This window comes from Pseudomonas sp. W2-17 (assembly GCF_041060445.1).
Classification (GTDB): domain Bacteria; phylum Pseudomonadota; class Gammaproteobacteria; order Pseudomonadales; family Pseudomonadaceae; genus Aquipseudomonas.
Genome location: NZ_JAUFNS010000009.1, coordinates 1 through 18,191, shown reverse-complemented (window position 1 = coordinate 18,191; position 18,191 = coordinate 1). Strand labels below are relative to the sequence as shown.

At 60.3% G+C, this 18,191-nt stretch carries 16 protein-coding genes and 1 pseudogene; 7 read left to right on the top strand and 10 right to left on the bottom strand.

Annotated features, from left to right (window positions below):
• Nucleotides 1-132: 132 nt before the first annotated feature.
• From ahpF to galU, 5 genes and pseudogenes are all read right to left on the bottom strand, one after another.
• A complete protein-coding gene (gene ahpF / locus QWI20_RS12980) occupies nt 133-1,695 on the bottom strand; it encodes an alkyl hydroperoxide reductase subunit F (RefSeq protein ID WP_369305814.1) in 1,563 nt (520 codons plus the stop codon).
• 158 nt (nt 1,696-1,853) lie between these two features.
• A complete protein-coding gene (gene ahpC, locus QWI20_RS12975; RefSeq protein ID WP_065987199.1) occupies nt 1,854-2,417 on the bottom strand; it encodes an alkyl hydroperoxide reductase subunit C in 564 nt (187 codons plus the stop codon).
• Nucleotides 2,418-2,596: 179 nt separating this feature from the next.
• Nucleotides 2,597-4,222: pseudogene (locus QWI20_RS12970) on the bottom strand (ATP-binding protein); the annotation flags it as partial.
• 192 nt (nt 4,223-4,414) lie between these two features.
• A complete protein-coding gene (gene gorA, locus QWI20_RS12965) occupies nt 4,415-5,770 on the bottom strand; it encodes a glutathione-disulfide reductase (protein ID WP_369305813.1) in 1,356 nt (451 codons plus the stop codon).
• Between the two features lie 136 nt (nt 5,771-5,906).
• Nucleotides 5,907-6,749: a UTP--glucose-1-phosphate uridylyltransferase GalU gene (gene galU, locus QWI20_RS12960; RefSeq protein ID WP_369305812.1), complete on the bottom strand. Its 843-nt coding sequence runs from the start codon at nt 6,747-6,749 to the stop codon at nt 5,907-5,909.
• Nucleotides 6,750-7,121: 372 nt separating this feature from the next.
• On the opposite strand from galU, the gene QWI20_RS12955 reads away from it, so the two are divergent.
• The gene (locus QWI20_RS12955; RefSeq protein WP_369305811.1) at nt 7,122-7,307 is read left to right on the top strand and encodes a hypothetical protein; all 186 of its coding nucleotides are present in this window, start codon (nt 7,122-7,124) and stop codon (nt 7,305-7,307) included.
• Between the two features lie 180 nt (nt 7,308-7,487).
• A complete protein-coding gene (locus QWI20_RS12950) occupies nt 7,488-7,769 on the top strand; it encodes a hypothetical protein (protein ID WP_065987192.1) in 282 nt (93 codons plus the stop codon).
• Between the two features lie 56 nt (nt 7,770-7,825).
• Here the strand turns inward: QWI20_RS12950 and QWI20_RS12945 are convergent, their stop codons facing one another.
• Complete coding sequence (locus QWI20_RS12945) at nt 7,826-8,182, bottom strand: hypothetical protein (protein WP_122534636.1); 357 nt, start codon at nt 8,180-8,182, stop codon at nt 7,826-7,828.
• Between the two features lie 203 nt (nt 8,183-8,385).
• Between QWI20_RS12945 and QWI20_RS12940 the strand changes: the two genes are divergently transcribed.
• The 3 genes from QWI20_RS12940 (at nt 8,386) to alkB (ending at nt 9,674) form a co-directional block, all read left to right on the top strand.
• On the top strand, nt 8,386-8,691 hold the full coding sequence (locus QWI20_RS12940; protein WP_037010615.1) for a DUF1883 domain-containing protein: 306 nt from the start codon (nt 8,386-8,388) through the stop codon (nt 8,689-8,691).
• A 96-nt stretch (nt 8,692-8,787) separates the two neighbouring features.
• Nucleotides 8,788-8,967 (top strand): hypothetical protein, encoded by a 180-nt coding sequence (locus tag QWI20_RS12935; protein WP_192172114.1) that lies wholly within the window; start codon nt 8,788-8,790, stop codon nt 8,965-8,967.
• Between the two features lie 23 nt (nt 8,968-8,990).
• Nucleotides 8,991-9,674: a DNA oxidative demethylase AlkB gene (alkB, locus tag QWI20_RS12930; RefSeq protein ID WP_369305809.1), complete on the top strand. Its 684-nt coding sequence runs from the start codon at nt 8,991-8,993 to the stop codon at nt 9,672-9,674.
• Between the two features lie 474 nt (nt 9,675-10,148).
• Here the strand turns inward: alkB and QWI20_RS12925 are convergent, their stop codons facing one another.
• The 4 genes from QWI20_RS12925 to gnd form a co-directional block, all read right to left on the bottom strand.
• Nucleotides 10,149-11,954, bottom strand: a complete 1,806-nt coding sequence (locus QWI20_RS12925; protein WP_369305808.1) for a glycoside hydrolase family 15 protein — start codon at nt 11,952-11,954, stop codon at nt 10,149-10,151.
• 97 nt (nt 11,955-12,051) lie between these two features.
• Nucleotides 12,052-12,870, bottom strand: a complete 819-nt coding sequence (locus QWI20_RS12920; protein ID WP_369305807.1) for an HAD family hydrolase — start codon at nt 12,868-12,870, stop codon at nt 12,052-12,054.
• Complete coding sequence (gene zwf, locus QWI20_RS12915; RefSeq protein WP_369305806.1) at nt 12,867-14,390, bottom strand: glucose-6-phosphate dehydrogenase; 1,524 nt, start codon at nt 14,388-14,390, stop codon at nt 12,867-12,869. Before zwf ends, QWI20_RS12920 begins: the two co-directional genes overlap by 4 nt.
• Entirely contained in the window at nt 14,390-15,367 is a 978-nt protein-coding gene (gene gnd, locus QWI20_RS12910; protein ID WP_369305805.1) for a phosphogluconate dehydrogenase (NAD(+)-dependent, decarboxylating), read from the bottom strand. Before gnd ends, zwf begins: the two co-directional genes overlap by 1 nt.
• A 321-nt stretch (nt 15,368-15,688) precedes the next feature.
• Between gnd and QWI20_RS12905 the strand changes: the two genes are divergently transcribed.
• Both QWI20_RS12905 and QWI20_RS12900 read left to right on the top strand, forming a co-directional pair.
• Complete coding sequence (locus QWI20_RS12905) at nt 15,689-15,862, top strand: DUF6026 family protein (RefSeq protein ID WP_108121958.1); 174 nt, start codon at nt 15,689-15,691, stop codon at nt 15,860-15,862.
• 348 nt (nt 15,863-16,210) lie between these two features.
• Nucleotides 16,211-17,956: a phosphoethanolamine transferase CptA gene (locus tag QWI20_RS12900; protein ID WP_369305803.1), complete on the top strand. Its 1,746-nt coding sequence runs from the start codon at nt 16,211-16,213 to the stop codon at nt 17,954-17,956.
• Nucleotides 17,957-18,191 lie beyond the last annotated feature (235 nt).

Here is an 18,191-nt window from a genome sequence, read left to right as displayed (position 1 = left end):
GGTGCCACTTGGATGCATGGGCTGCTGTTAGTGGGACTGGCTTTAGCCGGGAAGAGGCCGGTCTGTACACCATCATTTTGCAGTGTGGCAACCGAAGTCTTCCCGGCTGAAGCCGGTCCCACTAATAAACCATCACGCCGGGGCGCTGGTGCGGATCAGGTGGTCGAAGGCGCTGAGGGAGGCTTTGGCGCCCTCGCCGACCGCGATCACGATCTGCTTGTACGGCACGGTGGTCACGTCGCCAGCAGCGAAAATGCCCGGAATCGATGTCTCGCCGCGTTGGTCGATGATGATCTCGCCCCGTGGCGACAGCTCGACGGTGCCCTTGAGCCATTCAGTGTTCGGCAGCAGGCCGATCTGCACGAAGATACCTTCCAGCTCAACGGTGATTTCCTCACCGGTGAGGCGGTTCTTGTAGCGCAGGCCGTTGACCTTCTGGCCGTCGCCGGTGACTTCGCTGGTCAACGCGCTGGTCAGGACCGTCACGTTGGGCAGGCTGTGAAGCTTGCGTTGCAGCACCGCATCGGCGCGCAGGTTGGCGTCGAATTCCAGCAGGGTGACGTGGGACACGATACCGGCCAGGTCGATGGCCGCCTCGACACCGGAGTTGCCGCCGCCAATCACCGCAACGCGCTTGCCTTTGAACAGCGGACCGTCACAGTGCGGGCAGTACGCCACGCCCTTGTTGCGGTATTGCTGCTCGCCCGGGACGTTCATTTCACGCCAGCGCGCGCCGGTCGCCAGGATCACGGTCTTGCCTTTCAGCACGCCGCCGCTGGCGAACTTGACCTGATGCAGCTCGCCATTCTTGCCCGGAATCAACTGCTCGCCGCGCTGCAAGTTGATGACGTCTACTTCGTACTGCTTGACGTGCTCTTCGAGGGCAACAACCAGCTTCGGCCCTTCGGTGTGCTGCATCGAGATGAAGTTCTCGATCGCCATGGTGTCCAGCACCTGGCCACCGAAACGCTCCGCTGCCACGGCGGTGCGGATGCCTTTACGGGCAGCGTAGATGGCTGCAGCGGAACCGGCCGGGCCACCGCCGACGACCAGAACGTCGAAGGCTTCTTTGGCATTCAGCTTCTCTGCCTGACGATCACCGGCGCTGGTGTCGATCTTCGCCAGAATCTCTTCCAGGTTCATGCGGCCCTGGCCGAACAGTTCGCCGTTCAGGTAAATGCTCGGCACCGACATGATCTGGCGGTCGGTGACTTCTTGCTGGAACAGGCTGCCCTCGATCGCGACGTGCTGCACGTTCGGGTTGAGCACGGCCAGCAGGTTCAGGGCCTGAACCACGTCCGGGCAGTTCTGGCAGGTCAGCGAGAAGTAGGTTTCAAACTTGAACTCACCGGTCAGGCTACGGGCCTGTTCGATGGTGTCCTCAGAGGATTTGGACGGGTAGCCGCCGACTTGCAGCAGCGCCAGCACCAGCGAGGTGAATTCGTGACCCATTGGCAGACCGGCGAAGCGCAGCTTGATGTCCTGGCCCGGGCTATTCAGGGCAAAGGACGGCGTGCGGGCATCGCTGCCATTGGTGTCCAGGGTGATCTTGTCGGAGCTGCTGACGATGTCATTGAGCAGGGCCAGCATTTCCTGGGATTTTGCGCCGTCATCAAGGGACGCAATGATCTCGATCGGGCGAGTGATCCGCTCCAGGTAAGATTTCAACTGAGCTTTAAGATTGGCGTCCAACATGGTTCGGCTTCCTTCTTCACTTTCAGGGTCTGGATTCTCTTCGGAATCCAGCGAGTTCTACAAAAAAAACGCCCGAGCGATAACCGCCCGGGCGTTTTTTGGGGGCGATGCGGTTTACGTGCCTACGGGCTCATCGCCCCCGATCCGGTCATGACGACTTAGATCTTGCCAACCAGGTCCAGGGACGGTGCCAGAGTGGCCTCGCCTTCTTTCCACTTGGCTGGGCAGACTTCGCCCGGGTGAGCAGCGACATACTGAGCAGCCTTGATTTTGCGCAGCAGCTCGGAAGCGTCACGGCCAACACCGCCGTCGTTCAGCTCGACGATTTTGATTTCGCCTTCCGGGTTGATCACGAACGTACCGCGGTCAGCCAGACCTGCCTCTTCGATCAGGACGTCGAAGTTGCGGGAGATTTTCAGGGTTGGGTCACCGATCATGGTGTACTGGATTTTACCGATGGCTGGCGAAGTGTTGTGCCAGGCAGCGTGAGCAAAGTGAGTGTCGGTGGAAACGCTGTAGATCTCGACGCCCAGTTTCTGGAACTCGGCGTAGTTGTCCGCCAGGTCTTCCAGCTCGGTTGGGCAAACGAAGGTGAAGTCAGCCGGGTAGAAGAACACCACAGACCATTTGCCTTTCAGGTCGGCGTCCGACACTTCTACGAAGTTGCCGTTCTTGAAAGCAGTTGCCGTGAACGGTTTGACTTGGCTGTTGATGATAGGCATCAGTGAATCTCCTGAGGGTTGTGGAAATGGGTGTTACAAATTCGATGGGGAGGATACTACGCAAAATCGTCGGCAAGAACTCATTGGCAAAGCTCATGCTAACGATTGGTTTTGACTATAAGGATGCTTTATTAATAGAAGACGTTGTTGCGTAACAGGCCGGACCGGGCAAGGCGCGTTCAGTCCAACTCGATCAGGCTTCGCACGCGTACCGCAAGTTCGTCGATGCTGAAGGGTTTGGTAAGCAGATCCATGCCATCGTCGAGAAAATCACCACGTACCTCAGCCTCGCGCGCATAGCCGGTCATGAACAGAACCTTCAGCCCGGGGCGATGCTGACGGGCCACCTCCGCCAGTTGACGACCATTCAAGCCCGGCAGTCCGACGTCCGTCACCAGCAGATCGACCGGATCGCGGCCCTGCAAGACCGGGAGCGCCTCATGGCTGTCGCAGGCCACGATCACGCGGTAACCCAGCTCCTTCAACACATCCACCACCAGCATGCGCACGTCAGGCTCGTCTTCAACCACCAGCACGCGCTCGCCCTGACTGGCGCGAGGCGGCTCGATGCTGGGGTTCACGGCGGGCGCACACTCGGCGGCAGCCTCATGACAGGGAAGCAGCAAATCGATCCGCGTGCCGCGCCCTTCTTCGCTGGAAATACTGACCCGGCCGCCGGTCTGGTTGATGAAGCCGTAGACCATCGACAGGCCCAGCCCGGTGCCCTGCCCGATCGGCTTGGTGGTGAAGAACGGATCGAAGGCCCGAGCGATGACTTCGCTGGACATGCCCAGTCCGGTGTCCTGTACGCGAAGGCGCACGTAATCGCCCGGCGCCAGCGCATCCTGCAACAGGGCAATGTGGGTCAGCTCGGTCTGAATCAGCAGCCGCCCGCCATCGGGCATCGCGTCGCGGGCATTGATCACCAGATTGAGTAAGGCGTTTTCCATCTGGTGCTCATCGGTGTTGGTCAGGCACGAGATCCCGTGCAGGTCCACTTCCAGCTCGATGCTTTCGCCGATGGTGCGGCGCAGCAACTCTTCCATCGACGTCACCATGTGATTGACGTCCACGGGGCACTGATTGAGCGACTGGCGACGGGCGAACGCAAGCAGGCGATGGGTGAGTGAGGCCGCGCGGTTGGCCGAGCCCATGGCGGCCTCGATGTAACGATCGATCTCCGACACGCGGCCTGCGGCCACCCGACGCTGAATCAGGTCCAGCGCCCCAAGCACACCGGTCAGCATGTTGTTGAAATCGTGGGCGATGCCGCCAGTGAGCTGGCCGATGGCGTCCATCTTCTGCGCGTGGCGCAGGGCCTCTTCGGCCTGAGCACGCTCGCTGATTTCGATCTGCAGGCGCTCATTGCTCTCGGCCAGTTCACGGGTACGCGCGGCGACGCGCTGCTCAAGACTCTCGTTCAGCTCACGCAGCGCATCTTCTGCACTGACTTGCGCGGTGATGTCCGTGCTGGTGCTCAGCCAATGGGTGATGCTGCCACGGTCGTCGCGGATGGGCAACGCACGGGACAAGAACCAGCGGTACTGGCCGTCTTTGCCACGCAGCGGAAAGGTGTCTTCCCACAATGACCCGGTGGCGAAACAGCGCTGCAGGCGCGACTCGACGCGCTGGCCATGGTCAGGGTCATGCAACGATCGCCAGCCCAACGCCATCATCGCCTCGTACGAGGTGCCGGTGTAACTGTACCAGCGCTCGTTGTACCAATGGATGCGCCCGGCCGGGTCAGCGATCCAGGCCAACTGACTCATGTTGTCGGCGAGGCTGCGAAACTGCCGCTCACTTTCCTCAAGCGTTTCGGTTCTGGAAAGCGCCTGGTCGTCAGGTCCTGCTGGATTCAAGGGCATGGCTGCCGAAAAACTCGTGCTGGTCAAAGAGTGGGTCCCTCCCTAAAAACAATGGCTCGTCCAGCTACCTCCATGGAGGCCGGACCGTTTACGTGTGCCGTACAGTGTTCATTAACGCGTGTTATGCAAGCCTCAGCGCGTCGGTGTGCGCATGGTGACGAATTCTTCCGCCGCCGTAGGATGCACGCCAATGGTGTCGTCGAAAATCTGTTTGGTGGCCCCGGCCTTGAGCGCGATCGCCAGGCTCTGGATGATCTCGCCCGCGTCCGGGCCGACCATGTGGCAACCCAGCACGCGATCGGTTTTGGCGTCGACCACCAGCTTCATCAGGGTGCGCTCCTGATTGTCGGTCAGCGACAGCTTCATCGGCCGGAACTTGCTTTCGAACACCTGCACCGCATAGCCGTCCTTCATGGCTTCGGCCTCGGTGAGACCGACCGTGCCGATGTTCGGCAGGCTGAACACGGCAGTGGGAATGTGGCGGTAGTCCACGGGGCGGTACTGCTCGGGCTTGAACAGGCGCCGCGCGACGGCCATACCTTCGGCCAGGGCCACGGGCGTCAACTGCACCCGACCGATGATGTCGCCGACGGCGATGATCGATGGCTCGGTGGTCTGGTAGTCACCGTTGACCTTGATGAAGCCTTTCTCATCCAGCTCGACGTTGACGGTGTCCATGCCCAGGTTATCGAGCATCGGACGGCGGCCGGTGGCGTAGAACACGCAGTCGGTGTTGAACGAGGTGCCGTCGTTCAGGCTCAGTTGCAGGGTGCCGTCGGCCAGCTTTTCGATGCTGTTGATTTCGGTCTTGAAGCGGATGTCCATCTCGCGCTTGGCGAGTTCTTCGTGCAGATGGGAGCGCACGCTTTCGTCGAAGCCGCGCAGGAACAATTCGCCGCGGTACATCAGCGAGACGTCAGCACCCAGGCCGTTGAAGATCGAAGCGAACTCGACTGCGATGTAGCCGCCGCCGACCACGACGACGCGCTTGGGCATCTGTTCGAGGAAGAACACTTCGTTGGAGGTGATGGCGTGCTCACGGCCCGGAATGTCCGGCACCTGCGGCCAGCCACCGGTGGCGATCATGATGTGCTCGGCGGTGTGAACCTGGCCGTTGATTTCGACTTCGTGGGGGCCGCGCAGGCGCGCATGGCCTTCCATCAGCGTCACGCCGCTGCTGTCCAGCAGCTTGCGGTAGACGCCATTGAGGCGGCTGATTTCTCGGTTCTTGTTGGCGATCAGGGTGGGCCAGTCGAAATGCGCCTCGCCACTGCTCCAGCCGTAGCCTTTTGCCTGTTCGAAGTCTTCGGAGTAATGCGCGCCGTAGACCATCAGCTTTTTCGGTACGCAACCGACGTTGACGCAGGTGCCCCCCAGATAACGGCTCTCGGCCACGGCCACGCGCGCGCCGAAACCGGCGGAAAACCGCGCTGCGCGGACGCCGGCCGAGCCCGCGCCAATTACAAAAAGGTCAAAGTCGTAGCTCATGTGTCTCTCCCAAGCGATGCGCTAGCATAACCGCTTGAGCGCGCTCGGCAAGTTCCGCAGGACAGAAACGACAAAGCCACCCGAAGGTGGCTTTGTCTGACAGCACAGCTAGACGCTAACTACCGATACCGATGCATCACTGAGTCGATTTGCCGGTCTTGTAGAAGTGCTCGAAGCAGAAGTTGGTCGCTTCCACGTAGCCTTCGGCACCGCCGCAGTCAAAACGCTGGCCTTTGAATTTGTACGCCAGGACGTTGCCCTCGGCAGCCTGCTTCATCAGGGCGTCGGTGATCTGGATTTCGCCGCCTTTGCCTGGCTCGGTGTTTTCGATCTTTTCGAAAATGTCCGGGGTCAGGATGTAGCGGCCAATGATGGCAAGGTTGGACGGAGCAACATCCGGTGCCGGCTTCTCGACCATGTCAGTAACGCGGAACAGACCCGGCTTGATTTCTTCGCCAGCAATCACGCCGTACTTGTTGGTCTCGTTCGGATCAACTTCCTGAATCGCCACGATCGAGCACTTGTACTGCTGGTGCAGCTTGACCATCTGCGCCAGAACGCCGTCACCTTCCAGGTTGACACACAGGTCATCCGCCAACACCACGGCGAATGCCTCGTTCCCGATCAGCGGACGACCGCTCAGAATCGCGTGACCCAGACCTTTCATTTCGGTCTGGCGAGTGTAGGAAAAGCTGCACTCGTCGATCAGTCTGCGGATGCCGACGAGGTATTTTTCCTTGTCGGTGCCCTTGATCTGGTGCTCAAGCTCGTAGCTGATATCGAAGTGGTCTTCCAGCGCGCGCTTGCCGCGGCCGGTGACAATGGAGATTTCAGTCAAACCCGCAGCAAGTGCTTCTTCCACGCCGTACTGGATCAGTGGCTTGTTGACAACGGCCAGCATCTCTTTGGGCATGGCCTTGGTCGCTGGCAAGAAGCGAGTGCCGTAACCGGCTGCAGGGAACAAGCATTTCTTGATCATATAAATCCTTGATGAGCTGGGGGTGTTGCGGCGCAGTCTAATGAGGCGGCGATAACCTTACAATGCCGCTACTGGCCGTTCGCTGCCTAGGTAGAGGAACGCTGACGCAGATAGTTCCGCAGATCGTCCCACCAATAGCTCAGCAACCAGCTCACTCGCTACGCTTCACCCACTGATTATTGGAATTCCATGCTGTCCTTCGTACGAGGGCATCCAGCGCCGCGTAACCGCCGTTCGGTGACCTTCGCAAGCGTAGCCCTGTTCGGCAGCGCGCGGGTGAAATGTTCGCCAGCGCCGGCAGGAAATTGTGCGATTGCCCTTTGGCATTTGCCGATTATCATGGGCGCCTGAATTACTAATCGAGACGAGTCGATGTCTGAAGTCAAAAGCGTGAACGGTTACCAGATCAAAAATCTCCAGGACGGCCAGTGGTGGCTGGTCGGTCACGACGGTGAAGCCGTGGCAGGCCCGTTTTCCAGCGAGAGCAGCGCCATCGAAGTCGCCGCCGTGTTCGAAGACACGCCAGCGCCGCGTCGTCGGGCTGACAAGAAGGACTGATCAGGCGGCCCGGCCCGCTCTGCAATGGAGTGAGGCCGAGGCCCGTCTTGCGCAGCCCCGGCCACGGATGTCGCCGAGGAAGTCCTGCAAAAAATCTACGGTGATGCCGGAACGATGGCACCGCCTCTCAGTCTCAGACTAGCAATTCCCACACCGGCCCTCATCGCGAAGCATCCCACCATGATCAAGATCTTATCCGTCATTGCTGTACTGGCCCTGACCGGCTGCGCGACTGCGCAGAACACTTACCTCAAAGACGGCAAGCAGGCGTTGAGCATCGACTGCTCCGGCGAAGCCATGTCCTGGGCCGCCTGCTACGAAAAGGCTGACGCCTCCTGCGCGGGCACCGGCTATAACATCGTCAGCACCAACGGCACACCGCAACCCAAGGAAGACGACAAGACCCTGGGCGTCGATGTCGGCAACTACAAAAACCGTACGGTGCTGGTGGTTTGCAAATAACGTCTCGCCCGTCTAACTGTTGAACCGCGTCACCCTTGATCCGCCCCGCAACCGCGTCACTCGCCCGAGATACAGGCGGTCACGGCGTGCTGCACGTCCTTGGGCCGCAGGGGGTTGTTCGACAGGCGTTCGAACAGCTTGATCGAGCTGCCGCTGGAGCGGGTCTCGATGTCGACGATGGCAGCAGGGTCACTGGTCAGCAACTTCTGTGGAACGATGATGCGCAGGCCCTCTTTGTGCGGCTCGATCTGCGGCGGCTTGCGGCTGTCAGAGATGCGTCCGACAAAGCACGCGGCATAATCCTTCGGCGACTTGCCGGACATGACGCTCATGGTCGCCGGGGTGTGTTCGATGTCCGTAACTGTGGCGCAACCGGTCATCGCCAGGGCCAGAATAACAACCGCCAATTTCATACAATCCCTCCAGTAAAGGTGCTTACGACAAGCCCGACCCGGATTAAATCCCGCGCGTCTGCTTTTTTAACTGCCAGCCTGGCTGTCAGCCTTGCGTCGATTCAAGCGAGTCCTCGATCAATAAAACCCGCCGGGAAGATCAATGCCCAGGCTCGTCGTGCTATGGTTTCGGGTTTTCGAGAACGCTGTCTCCGGAGACACCCATGAAATTCGTACATCAGCGCGAGCACCTCAACGAAGACGACATGGTCGTCATCGAATGCTCCCAGCTTTGCAACATACGCCTGATGAGTGATGCCAACTTCCGCAGCTTCAAAAACGGCGGTCGTCACACCTACCACGGCGGCGCGTTTGACCGTTTCCCCGCGAAGATTGCGGTGCCCAGCACCGGCTTCTGGAACATCACCATTGACACCGCCGGCCGCAAACTCGACAGCCATGGCGGGCGCAAGACTGCCTTCACCCATTCGATCAAAATCGTCCGCCGCTCGTCCTCGCGTCTGAGCTGATGCGCCATTGAGCTAAAGCGCCATTGAACACCGGCTGGCGTGAAATCTTTGTATTTTTTTTGCGAACATCCGGTCAGTTTTTTCCAGGAGTAAAATGTGAGCACCCCTGCCCCCGTCGTCAAATACGCAATCAGCTACAAGCTCAACGGCGAGCGTCGTTTCGAGTTTGCCCTGTTGCAGTCGCCTTCCGCCGATGAGGCCCTGGCCGCCCTGCAGAAGATGCACGGCGACAGCACTGATGTCATCAGCGATGTGAAGGTCAGCAAAGCGCTGTAGCCGAAACTGAATCGGGGAAGCCCATGGTGATGCAGCGCAAAGGCACGACGCCGGCGACGTTTGATCTGTTCGCGGAGGATACGCCGCAACTGCCTTCACGGGAGCAGATCGGGCCGGCGTCGTTTGTGTTTCGTGGCTTCGCCCTGCCCTTCATCGAGCAATTGCTGCCTGCGCTGGAGTCGGTGCTGAGCCAGGCGCCGTTCCGCAACATGGTTACGCCCGGTGGTTACACGATGTCGGTGGCGTTGAGCAGTTGCGGCGAGTTCGGTTGGACCACTGACCGGAGTGGCTATACATATTCCCCCATCGATCCGCTCACGGGTGAGCCATGGCCGGCGATGCCTGGGGTTTTCATGGAGCTTGCGGTGGCGGCGGCTTCGGCTGCCGGGTTTGCGGGGTTTGTGCCGGATGCGTGTCTGATCAATCGTTACATCCCCGGGGCGAAGATGTCGCTTCATCAGGATAAGGATGAGCGGGGTTTGGAGTGGCCGGTGGTGTCGGTTTCGCTGGGCTTGCCGGCGATGTTTTTGTTTGGCGGGCTTGGGCGCAGTGATCCGACTCAGCGGGTGCCGTTGTTTCATGGGGACGTGGTGGTGTGGGGCGGGGTTGATCGGCTGCGCTTTCATGGGGTATTGCCGATTCGGCAGGCGGAGCATCCGCAGTTGGGGGAGCAGCGGATTAATTTTACGTTTCGTAAGGCGCGGTGATTGGGCTTTACGTCTCAAGATCAAGATCAAAGGCGTTTGCCTGGGGGCAGACTGTTTCGCCTTCGGCGAGTTACTTGATAAAGCCCCAAGTAACCAGGGGCTTGTGCTCCTGGCTAGGCCCCTCCTCCGTCGGGGTTCCTTCACTCCGGTCTCGCTCCGTGGGCCCGCGCCGAACGGACATCCATGTCCTGACGGCGCTCTCGCCGCATCCATGCGGCTCGGCCCACTGCGCGAGACCTGCGTTCAGCCTGCACCCAAGTCGCGATTGTCGTCGCCTGGACTTCCTGCGTAGAAGATCAAAAGCAACGGCAAAAGCTTCCCGGCTGAAGCCGGTCCCACAGAGTGCGCCGCCAATCTCAATGACTGCATACGCTGCTTTTTAGTGGGACCGGCTTTAGCCGGGAAGAGGCCGGTGTGGGCACCCTCAATCCAGCGGTGTGATACCTGACGCCTTCCCGGCTAAAGCCGGTCCCGCTAGGAGGGCGCGGCCGCGCGGCTTTTTACGGGGCAGATGACGCGGTGAAGGTTGAGGGCGGTATTGATGATGCCGATGTGGCTGAAGGCCTGGGGGAAGTTGCCGAGCATGCGGTTTTGCTGGGGGTCGTATTGTTCGGCGAGGAGGCCGACGTCGTTGCACAGGCCACACAGACGTTCGAAGAGGATTTGGGCCTCGTCGTCGCGGCCTTGCAGCACGTAGACGTCGGCGAGCCAGAACGAACACACCAGGAAGGTCCCTTCGCTGCCCGACACGCCATCGGTGCTGCGTTCGCTGTCATAGCGCAGCAGCAGGCCGTCTTTCATCAGCGACTGTTCAATCCGTGTGACGGTGCCGGTGACGCGGGGGTCGTCGACGGGGAGGAAGCCGGTCAGCGCGATCTGCAGGAGGCTGGCGTCCAGCTCCGTGCCGCCGTAGGTCTGCACGAAGCTGCCCAATTCTGCGTCGTAACCGTTGGCGCAGACGTCGGCGTGGATCTGATCGGCGACCTCACGATAATGCCTTCCGCGCTCGCGGTCTTCCGGGTTATCGCTCTTGGCCAAGACCCCGGCATTGCGGTCGAATGACACCCACGTCATGACTTTGGAGTGGGTGAAATGCCGTGGCGCCGAACGGATTTCCCAGATGCCGGCGTCCGGCTGATGCCAGACGTTTTCCAGAAACGGCATGATCACTTTCTGGATGTCCGTGCTGCGCGGCAGCGCCGGCAAACCGTTTTTAAGGGCTTGGGTCATGGCGTCGGCGACTTCGCCGTACACATCCAGCTGCACCTGACTGGCCGCACCATTGCCGACCCGCACCGGGCGCGAGTGCTCGTAGCCGGCCAGCCATGGCAACTCATACTCCAGCAATCGCCGCTCCCCCGCCAGGCCGTACATGATCTGCACCTGTTCCGGATTGCCCGCGATCGAGCGCAGCAGCCAGTTGCGCCATGCAGTCGCTTCTTCAAAGTAGCCCAGGTTCATGAACGCCAGCAGGGTCATGGTCGCATCGCGCAGCCAGCAGAAGCGGTAATCCCAGTTGCGCTCGCCGCCCAATTGCTCGGGCAGCGACGTGGTCACCGCCGCGACGATCCCGCCGGTCGGCGCATAGGTCATGGCCTTGAGGGTGATCAGCGAACGCTTGACCTGATCCGTCCAGGGCCCGACATCCGGACAACGGTCCGAAAAATCACGCCAGAACGTTTCGGTCTGCTGCAGCGCCGATTCCACGTCGAACCCCGGACGCACAGGCTCATGGGAGACCTGCCAGGACAGCGCGAAACCCAGCCGCTGCCCGGCTTCAACGCTGAACAGGCTCTCGGTGTGATGGTCCATCGGGTGCAATTCGGCAGGCGTGCGCAGCACCAGCATGTCGGGGCCGGCAACGGCCGTCATGGTGTGGGGATCGCGCTTCTCTACCCACGGCACGGTGCTGCCATAGTCAAAGCGGATCGCCAGATCCATCGAGAAATCCACACGCCCTTCCACGCCAACGACGATGCGCATCACGCTGCTGTCGATCTCCATGGGCATGAAGTCGATAAGCAACGCCTGTCCGGTGTCGGTGGTGAAGAGGGTTTCGAGAATCAGTGTGCCGTCACGATAGCTGCGGCGGGACCGGGCGCTGCCGTCAACCGGCGCCAGCTTCCAGCGCCCGTTGTTGCTGTCGCCCAGTAGCGCGGCGAAACAGGCCGGCGCATCGAAGCGCGGGAAACACAGCCAGTCCAGCGACCCGTCGCGGGCCACCAGCGCTGCGGTCCGGCAGTTGCCGAGCAGCGCGTAATCTTCGATCAATACAGCCATCGGGCAGTTATCCCTCTTGGTGAGCACTTTATTCTTGTTGTGCGCCGGGCCCTTGAGTAGCGGCACCCATAAGTAGCAGCGCAACCGCCGCCCCGAATCAACGGGGCAGAATGTAACGCTCGATGGCCCTGGCCAGCCCGTCATCGGCATTGCTGTCGGTGACGTAGTTGGCCTGGGTCTTGACGCCGACCTCGGCCTGCCCCATCGCAATCGACAGCCCGGCGCGAAGGAACATCGCCACATCGTTGCCCGCGTCGCCGATGGCTGCGGTGTGGGCCAGCGGCACGCCCAACGCATCGGCCAGCGTCTCAAGGGCAGTACCCTTATTGGCGTCCAGCGCGGTAACGTCCAGGTAGTAGGATTGTGAACGGGCTGCCAACGCAGACTTGGCGATCAGCGGGTTGAGCGTGGCCTCAAGGCGCTTGAGCAGCTCGAAGTCCTTGCTCGCCGCGACGATCTTGTCGATGCGGTCCAGGTACTCGTCGAAGCTGTCGACCTGAACGAAGTCGTAGCCCAGCGTGTTGCGCTCGTGGTCAACGTAATCCCCTTCGGGATTGAGCAGCAGCCACTGGTCATCGGCAAAGACCCAGACCGCCACCGCCTCGCTGGCGAACAACTCCAGACTGGTGCGCGCCGCTGCGGCATCAATGCGGTGGGCCTTCAACAGGCTGCCGTCCGGGTTGATGATGTTGGCACCGTTGAACGCCACGGTCGGCAGCGTGATGCCCAGGGCTTCGATCTGCTGACGCATGGCCCGCGGGGGACGGCTGCTGGCGACCGAGAAATGAATCCCGGCCTCCTGCAATTTACGCACGGCGTCGATGTTGGCCTGGCTCAGGCTGTGATCGGGGTGCAGCAGCGTGCCGTCGATATCGGACAGCATGAACTGGATGAGGGACTGCGAAACGTCACTCATCCCAGGCGCTGCCATGTGCGGCCGTCACGGGCCAGCAACTCATCGGCCTCCACAGGCCCGTCCTCGCCTGCGTGATAAAGGTCCACTTGCGGATCCTTGGCCCAGGCATCAATGAAAGGTTGCACGGCACGCCAGCCGTTCTCGATGTTGTCGGCGCGCTGGAACAGGGTCTGGTCACCGGTCAGGCAATCGTAGATCAGGGTTTCGTACCCGGTCGACGGCTGCATTTCGAAGAAGTCCTTGTAGGCAAAACCCAGCTCGATGGTCTGCATGTCCAGGGTCGGGCCGGGCTTTTTGGCCTGCAGATCAAACCACATGCCTTCGTCAGGCTGGATCTGGATTTTCAGGAAATTCGGCGCGACGCTGTCGACATCGGTATCACGGAACTGCGCGTACGGCGCCGGCTTGAAGCAGATGGCGATCTCGGTGTCGCGCACGCTCATGCGCTTGCCGGTGCGCAGGTAAAACGGCACGCCCATCCAGCGCCAGTTGTCGATCATCACCTTGAGGGCGACGTAGGTTTCGGTGTTGCTCTCGGGATCGACACGGTCTTCCTGGCGGTAGCCGGTGACGGCCTTGCCATCGATGCTGCTCTCGGAATACTGACCGCGCACCGAATTGGCCAGCGCTTCCATTTCCGACCAGGGCCGGATTGCACCGACCACCTTGGCCTTCTCGCCGCGCACGGCATCGGCGCCGAATGCGGCAGGCGGTTCCATTGCCACCATCGCCAGCAGTTGGAACAGGTGATTGGGCACCATGTCCCGCAGCGCGCCGGTGGTTTCATAAAAGCTGCCACGGGTTTCGACGCCCACGGTTTCGGCCGCGGTGATCTGCACGTGATCGATGTAATGGTTGTTCCAGAACGACTCGAACAGACCGTTGGAGAAACGGCTGACCAGAATATTCTGCACCGTCTCCTTGCCCAGGTAATGGTCGATCCGGTAGATCTGTTTCTCGCTCATGACCTTCAGCAAGCAATTGTTCAGCGCCACAGCACTGGGCAGGTCGTGGCCGAACGGCTTCTCGATCACCACGCGACGGAAGCTCTCGTCGTCTTCGACCATCAGCCCGGAAGAGCCCAGACGCTGCGTCACTTCACTGAAGAAACGCGGCGCGGTCGCCAGGTAGAACACGGCGTTGCGGGTGCCCGTGCTCTTGATCTTCGCGTCGATGTCCGCGTACGTGGAATCGTCGAGAAAATCGCCGGTGATGTAAGTGATGCGCTTCGACAGGCTGCCCCACAGCGCCGGATCCAGAGGCTCTTCGCCGCCCTGGGCGACCTTGCTGGCCGCCTCCTGACGAATGAAATCCTCAAGCTTTTTGGCGAAATCGGCATCGCTGACCGTGTTGTGGTCAACGCCGACAATGTGCAGGTCCTCCCCCACCAACCCGTCGCGAAACAGGTTGTAGAGGGCCGGCATCAATAGCCGTTTGACCAGGTCACCATGGGCGCCGAAGAGGAACAGCGTGGTCGCCGGAGCGACCGGAGCATTCTGCTTGCTGCGGGATAAACCCATTATTTTGGTTCCTTATGACCACCAAATCCGAAACGCATGGCGGACAGCATCTTGTCGCCGTACGTGCTTTGTTGACGGGAGCGGAAGCGAGCGAACAGCGAAGTGGACAGCACCGGAACCGGCACCGCCTGCTCCATGGCCGCTTCGATGGTCCAGCGGCCTTCACCGCTGTCGGCGACGGAGCCGGAATAGGCGTTGAGCTGCGGGTCGGTGGCCAGTGCGTCGGCGGTCAGGTCCAGCAGCCAGGAGGAGACCACGCTGCCGCGACGCCAGACTTCGGCGATGTCGCCCAGGTTCAGGTCAAAGCGCTGCTCGACGGGGAGGTTGTCCGAGTTCTTGGTCTTGAGGATGTCGAAGCCTTCGGCGAAGGCCTGCATCATGCCGTACTCGATGCCGTTGTGAATCATCTTGACGAAGTGGCCTGCGCCCGGCGGGCCGGCGTGGATGTAACCGTGCTCGGCGCGAGGATCGGCGTCTTTGGAACGGTCCTTGGTGCGCGGGATGTCGCCGATGCCCGGGGCGAGGGTCTTGAAGATCGGGTCGAGGCGCGTGACGACGTCGGTTTCACCGCCGATCATCATGCAGTAACCACGTTCCAGGCCCCAGACGCCGCCGGATGTGCCCACGTCAACGTAGTGCAGGTTTTTGTCTTTCAGCGCCACGGAGCGACGTATGTCGTCCTTATAGAAGGTGTTGCCGCCGTCGATGATCACGTCGTCGGCATCGAGCAGGTCGGCCAGCTCGTTGATGGTGTCTTCGGTTGGAGCGCCAGCAGGCAACATCACCCAGACGGCTCGCGGTTTTTCCAGGGCAGCGACCAGTGAGGCGAGGTCTGTTGCCGGGGTCGAGCCTTCTGCGGCGAGCACGGTGCGAGACTTCTCATCGCGATCATAGACCACGGTCGTGTGGCCATTGAGCATCAGTCGACGTGCGATGTTGCCGCCCATGCGGCCTAGTCCAACAATCCCGAGTTGCATGTAGAGGTGCTCCTTAATCAAATTCAGAGGTGCCTCAGTTTATAGCCCAGTGCCGCATAGTGGGTTAGTCCGGGGAGGCAAACTATGGTTTCCCGGTGAAAAATGTTTCATGTGCATCGGCACAGAGGTCTGCAAGACTGCCCTATGACGCAGGTTTTCGCGATCAAGAAACGTTCGCGACAATCATAAATAAAAAAGTTCCTTTTTTACGCAAAAGAAATCAGAATTCCGGCCGATAGAGGTAGTGAGCAGGATATGCCAAGTGGATGGCTTCCTCGCTTGAACCTTATGAAGTTGAACCCGCCATTTGCGAGGTGTGCAATGGGCACAGTACTGACAGCCAATGCTCCACAGACCCTTTACGTCACAATCCGTCGTGACGAGCTGCGCCAGCTCAGGGAAGAACGCGCCGTATTGCAGAACAAAGTCGCCCAGCTGACTTCGATGCTGCAACACGCCCAGCTCATCGGCAGCGGCACCGCCCTGCACGCCTGATTCGCGATTCTGCGCACCATACACTTCAAGGCAAGCCCGATCTGCAGGCTTGCCGGCGCATCGTTCAATCCCCCCCGCCGTACCTCGGCAGCGCCTTGCATTGCCGCACACGTAGCGCGGTTTTCGACCCTCCGTCGGACCCGACGCATGCCGTTACGTTCCCCGCCCTGCTCTATCCTCCGCGTCTCTAGCTGATTTTGGCGGTTTCGCAACACCCTCCTGACAAAATTTTCACCCTGTTGAAAACATAATCCCGACCCTCAACACATTGATTGCTGGCCAAATGCTGGCACTTGAATTCATTCGGGCGGTGTTTGGTCGCCTGAACGGTCTATAGCGGAGCGCTTGATGACAACGATGAAACGGAGCACCACGACTCCGAAAGGGTTCGACTGGGCGGGAGTGATCTGGCTGTTCGTGTTTTTCTGGTACTTCTCCGGCATCACGCAACTGCTTATCCAACTGACCGGCATCACCGGTTTTGCTGGCTTCCGTCAGGCGTTCGTGATCAGTGGCATCTGGCTCGCGCCCATGCTGATGTTCCCGCAAAAGACCCGCATCATGGCTGCGGTCATCGGCGTGATTCTGTGGGCCTGCTCCATGGCAAGCCTGGGTTACTTCTTCATTTACCAGCAGGAGTTTTCCCAGAGCGTCATCTTCATCATGTTCGAATCGAACATCTCGGAAGCCGGCGAGTACATGACCCAGTACTTCGCCTGGTGGATCGTCCTGGCGTTCATCGCCCACACTGCGTTCGCGATCTTCCTGTGGACACGCCTGCGTCCGGTGTACATGCCGCGCGCTCGCGCCTACGCCGTTGCGGCAGCGCTGTTGATCGGCATCATCGGTTACCCGCTGGCCAAACAGTTCGCCCGCCATGACGACACCGCCTCGGCGCTTGAAGCCTTCGAGTCGCGCATCGAGCCGGCGGTCCCGTGGCAGATGATCGTTGCCTATCACCGTTACACCCAGCAACTGGATGGCATGCAGGACATGCTGACCAGCAGCAGCAACATCGCGCCGCTGAAAAACCTCAAGGACCAACAGGCCAATCTGCCCACCACCCTGGTGCTGGTGATCGGCGAGTCGACCAACCGCGGGCGCATGCACCTCTATGGCTACCCGCGCCAGACCACCCCGAACCTGGACGCCATGAAGGACCAGTTGCAGGTGTTCAATAACGTCATCACGCCTCGGCCATACACCATCGAGGCGCTGCAGCAGGTGCTGACCTTCGCCGACGAGGAAAACCCCGACCTTTACCTGAAGACGCCGTCGATCGTCAGCGTGATGAAACAGGCGGGCTACAAGACCTTCTGGATCACCAACCAGCAGACGATGACCAAGCGCAACACGATGCTCACCACCTTTTCCGAACAGGCTGACGAACAGGTCTACCTGAACAACAACCGCAATCAGAACGCCCGGCAGTACGACGGCGACGTAATCGCGCCGTTTACCAAAGCGCTGACCGATGCCGCACCTCGCAAGTTGATCGTGGTTCACTTGCTCGGCACGCACATGGCTTATCAGTACCGCTTCCCGGAAGAGTTCGCGAAGTTCAGCGGCCGTGACGGCGTGCCGGCGGACATCGATGACAGCAAGCTGGAGTTCTACAACAGCTACGACAACGCCGTGCTGTACAACGATTTCGTCGTCTCCAGCCTGATCAAGGAATACGGCAAGGCCGACCCGAACGGCTTCCTGCTGTACCTCTCCGACCACGGCGAAGACGTCTATGACTCGCCAGGCCGCAACACCCTGGGCCGCAACGAGAACAAGCCGACCATCCCGATGTACACCGTGCCCTTCATTGCCTACGCCTCGCCGAAATGGCGGCAGACCCATGACTGGAACTTCGAGAGCATCCACGACCGCCCTTACTCCAGCTCGAACCTGATCCACACCTGGGCGCAACTGGCGGGACTGAGTTTTGACGAGCTCGATACCACCAAGAGCCTGGTCAGCCTGGACTTCAAGGCACGCCCACGCCTGATCGGCGATCCCTACGCGCAGAAAGGCTTGAGCGACTTTGCCCACATGGAGAAAGCCGCCAGCCAGCCCGGCACCATGCCCGACGTCGTACAGAAGTAGTAGAAGCGAGCTGACCTCCGCTGCAAACGAAAAGGCCTGCGCAATGCATAATGCTGTTCACTTAAGCATTTGAGTCCAAGCCGGGCTTTATAGAGAATCCGATGTCAGCCCCCTGGCATCGGATTTTTTTTATGCCCATTCAGCAGCAGTTGCTCGACCTTGGCGATCTCTTCAACTTTTCTGACCTGAGCACCTTCACTCAGAACATCCCAATAGAGTGGGTAGCGAGTGCGCT

Coding starts and splice junctions, on each gene's coding strand:
- QWI20_RS12950 (WP_065987192.1), top strand. CDS start 7,488: ATGATCAAGATCTTATCCGTCATTGCTGTACTGGCCCTGACCGGCTGC.
- gnd (WP_369305805.1), bottom strand. CDS start 15,367: ATGCAACTCGGGATTGTTGGACTAGGCCGCATGGGCGGCAACATCGCA.
- zwf (WP_369305806.1), bottom strand. CDS start 14,390: ATGGGTTTATCCCGCAGCAAGCAGAATGCTCCGGTCGCTCCGGCGACC.
- QWI20_RS12940 (WP_037010615.1), top strand. CDS start 8,386: ATGAAATTCGTACATCAGCGCGAGCACCTCAACGAAGACGACATGGTC.
- ahpF (WP_369305814.1), bottom strand. CDS start 1,695: ATGTTGGACGCCAATCTTAAAGCTCAGTTGAAATCTTACCTGGAGCGG.
- QWI20_RS12905 (WP_108121958.1), top strand. CDS start 15,689: ATGGGCACAGTACTGACAGCCAATGCTCCACAGACCCTTTACGTCACA.
- QWI20_RS12900 (WP_369305803.1), top strand. CDS start 16,211: ATGACAACGATGAAACGGAGCACCACGACTCCGAAAGGGTTCGACTGG.
- QWI20_RS12955 (WP_369305811.1), top strand. CDS start 7,122: ATGTCTGAAGTCAAAAGCGTGAACGGTTACCAGATCAAAAATCTCCAG.
- QWI20_RS12945 (WP_122534636.1), bottom strand. CDS start 8,182: ATGAAATTGGCGGTTGTTATTCTGGCCCTGGCGATGACCGGTTGCGCC.
- QWI20_RS12925 (WP_369305808.1), bottom strand. CDS start 11,954: ATGGCTGTATTGATCGAAGATTACGCGCTGCTCGGCAACTGCCGGACC.
- gorA (WP_369305813.1), bottom strand. CDS start 5,770: ATGAGCTACGACTTTGACCTTTTTGTAATTGGCGCGGGCTCGGCCGGC.
- galU (WP_369305812.1), bottom strand. CDS start 6,749: ATGATCAAGAAATGCTTGTTCCCTGCAGCCGGTTACGGCACTCGCTTC.
- ahpC (WP_065987199.1), bottom strand. CDS start 2,417: ATGCCTATCATCAACAGCCAAGTCAAACCGTTCACGGCAACTGCTTTC.
- QWI20_RS12920 (WP_369305807.1), bottom strand. CDS start 12,870: ATGAGTGACGTTTCGCAGTCCCTCATCCAGTTCATGCTGTCCGATATC.
- alkB (WP_369305809.1), top strand. CDS start 8,991: ATGGTGATGCAGCGCAAAGGCACGACGCCGGCGACGTTTGATCTGTTC.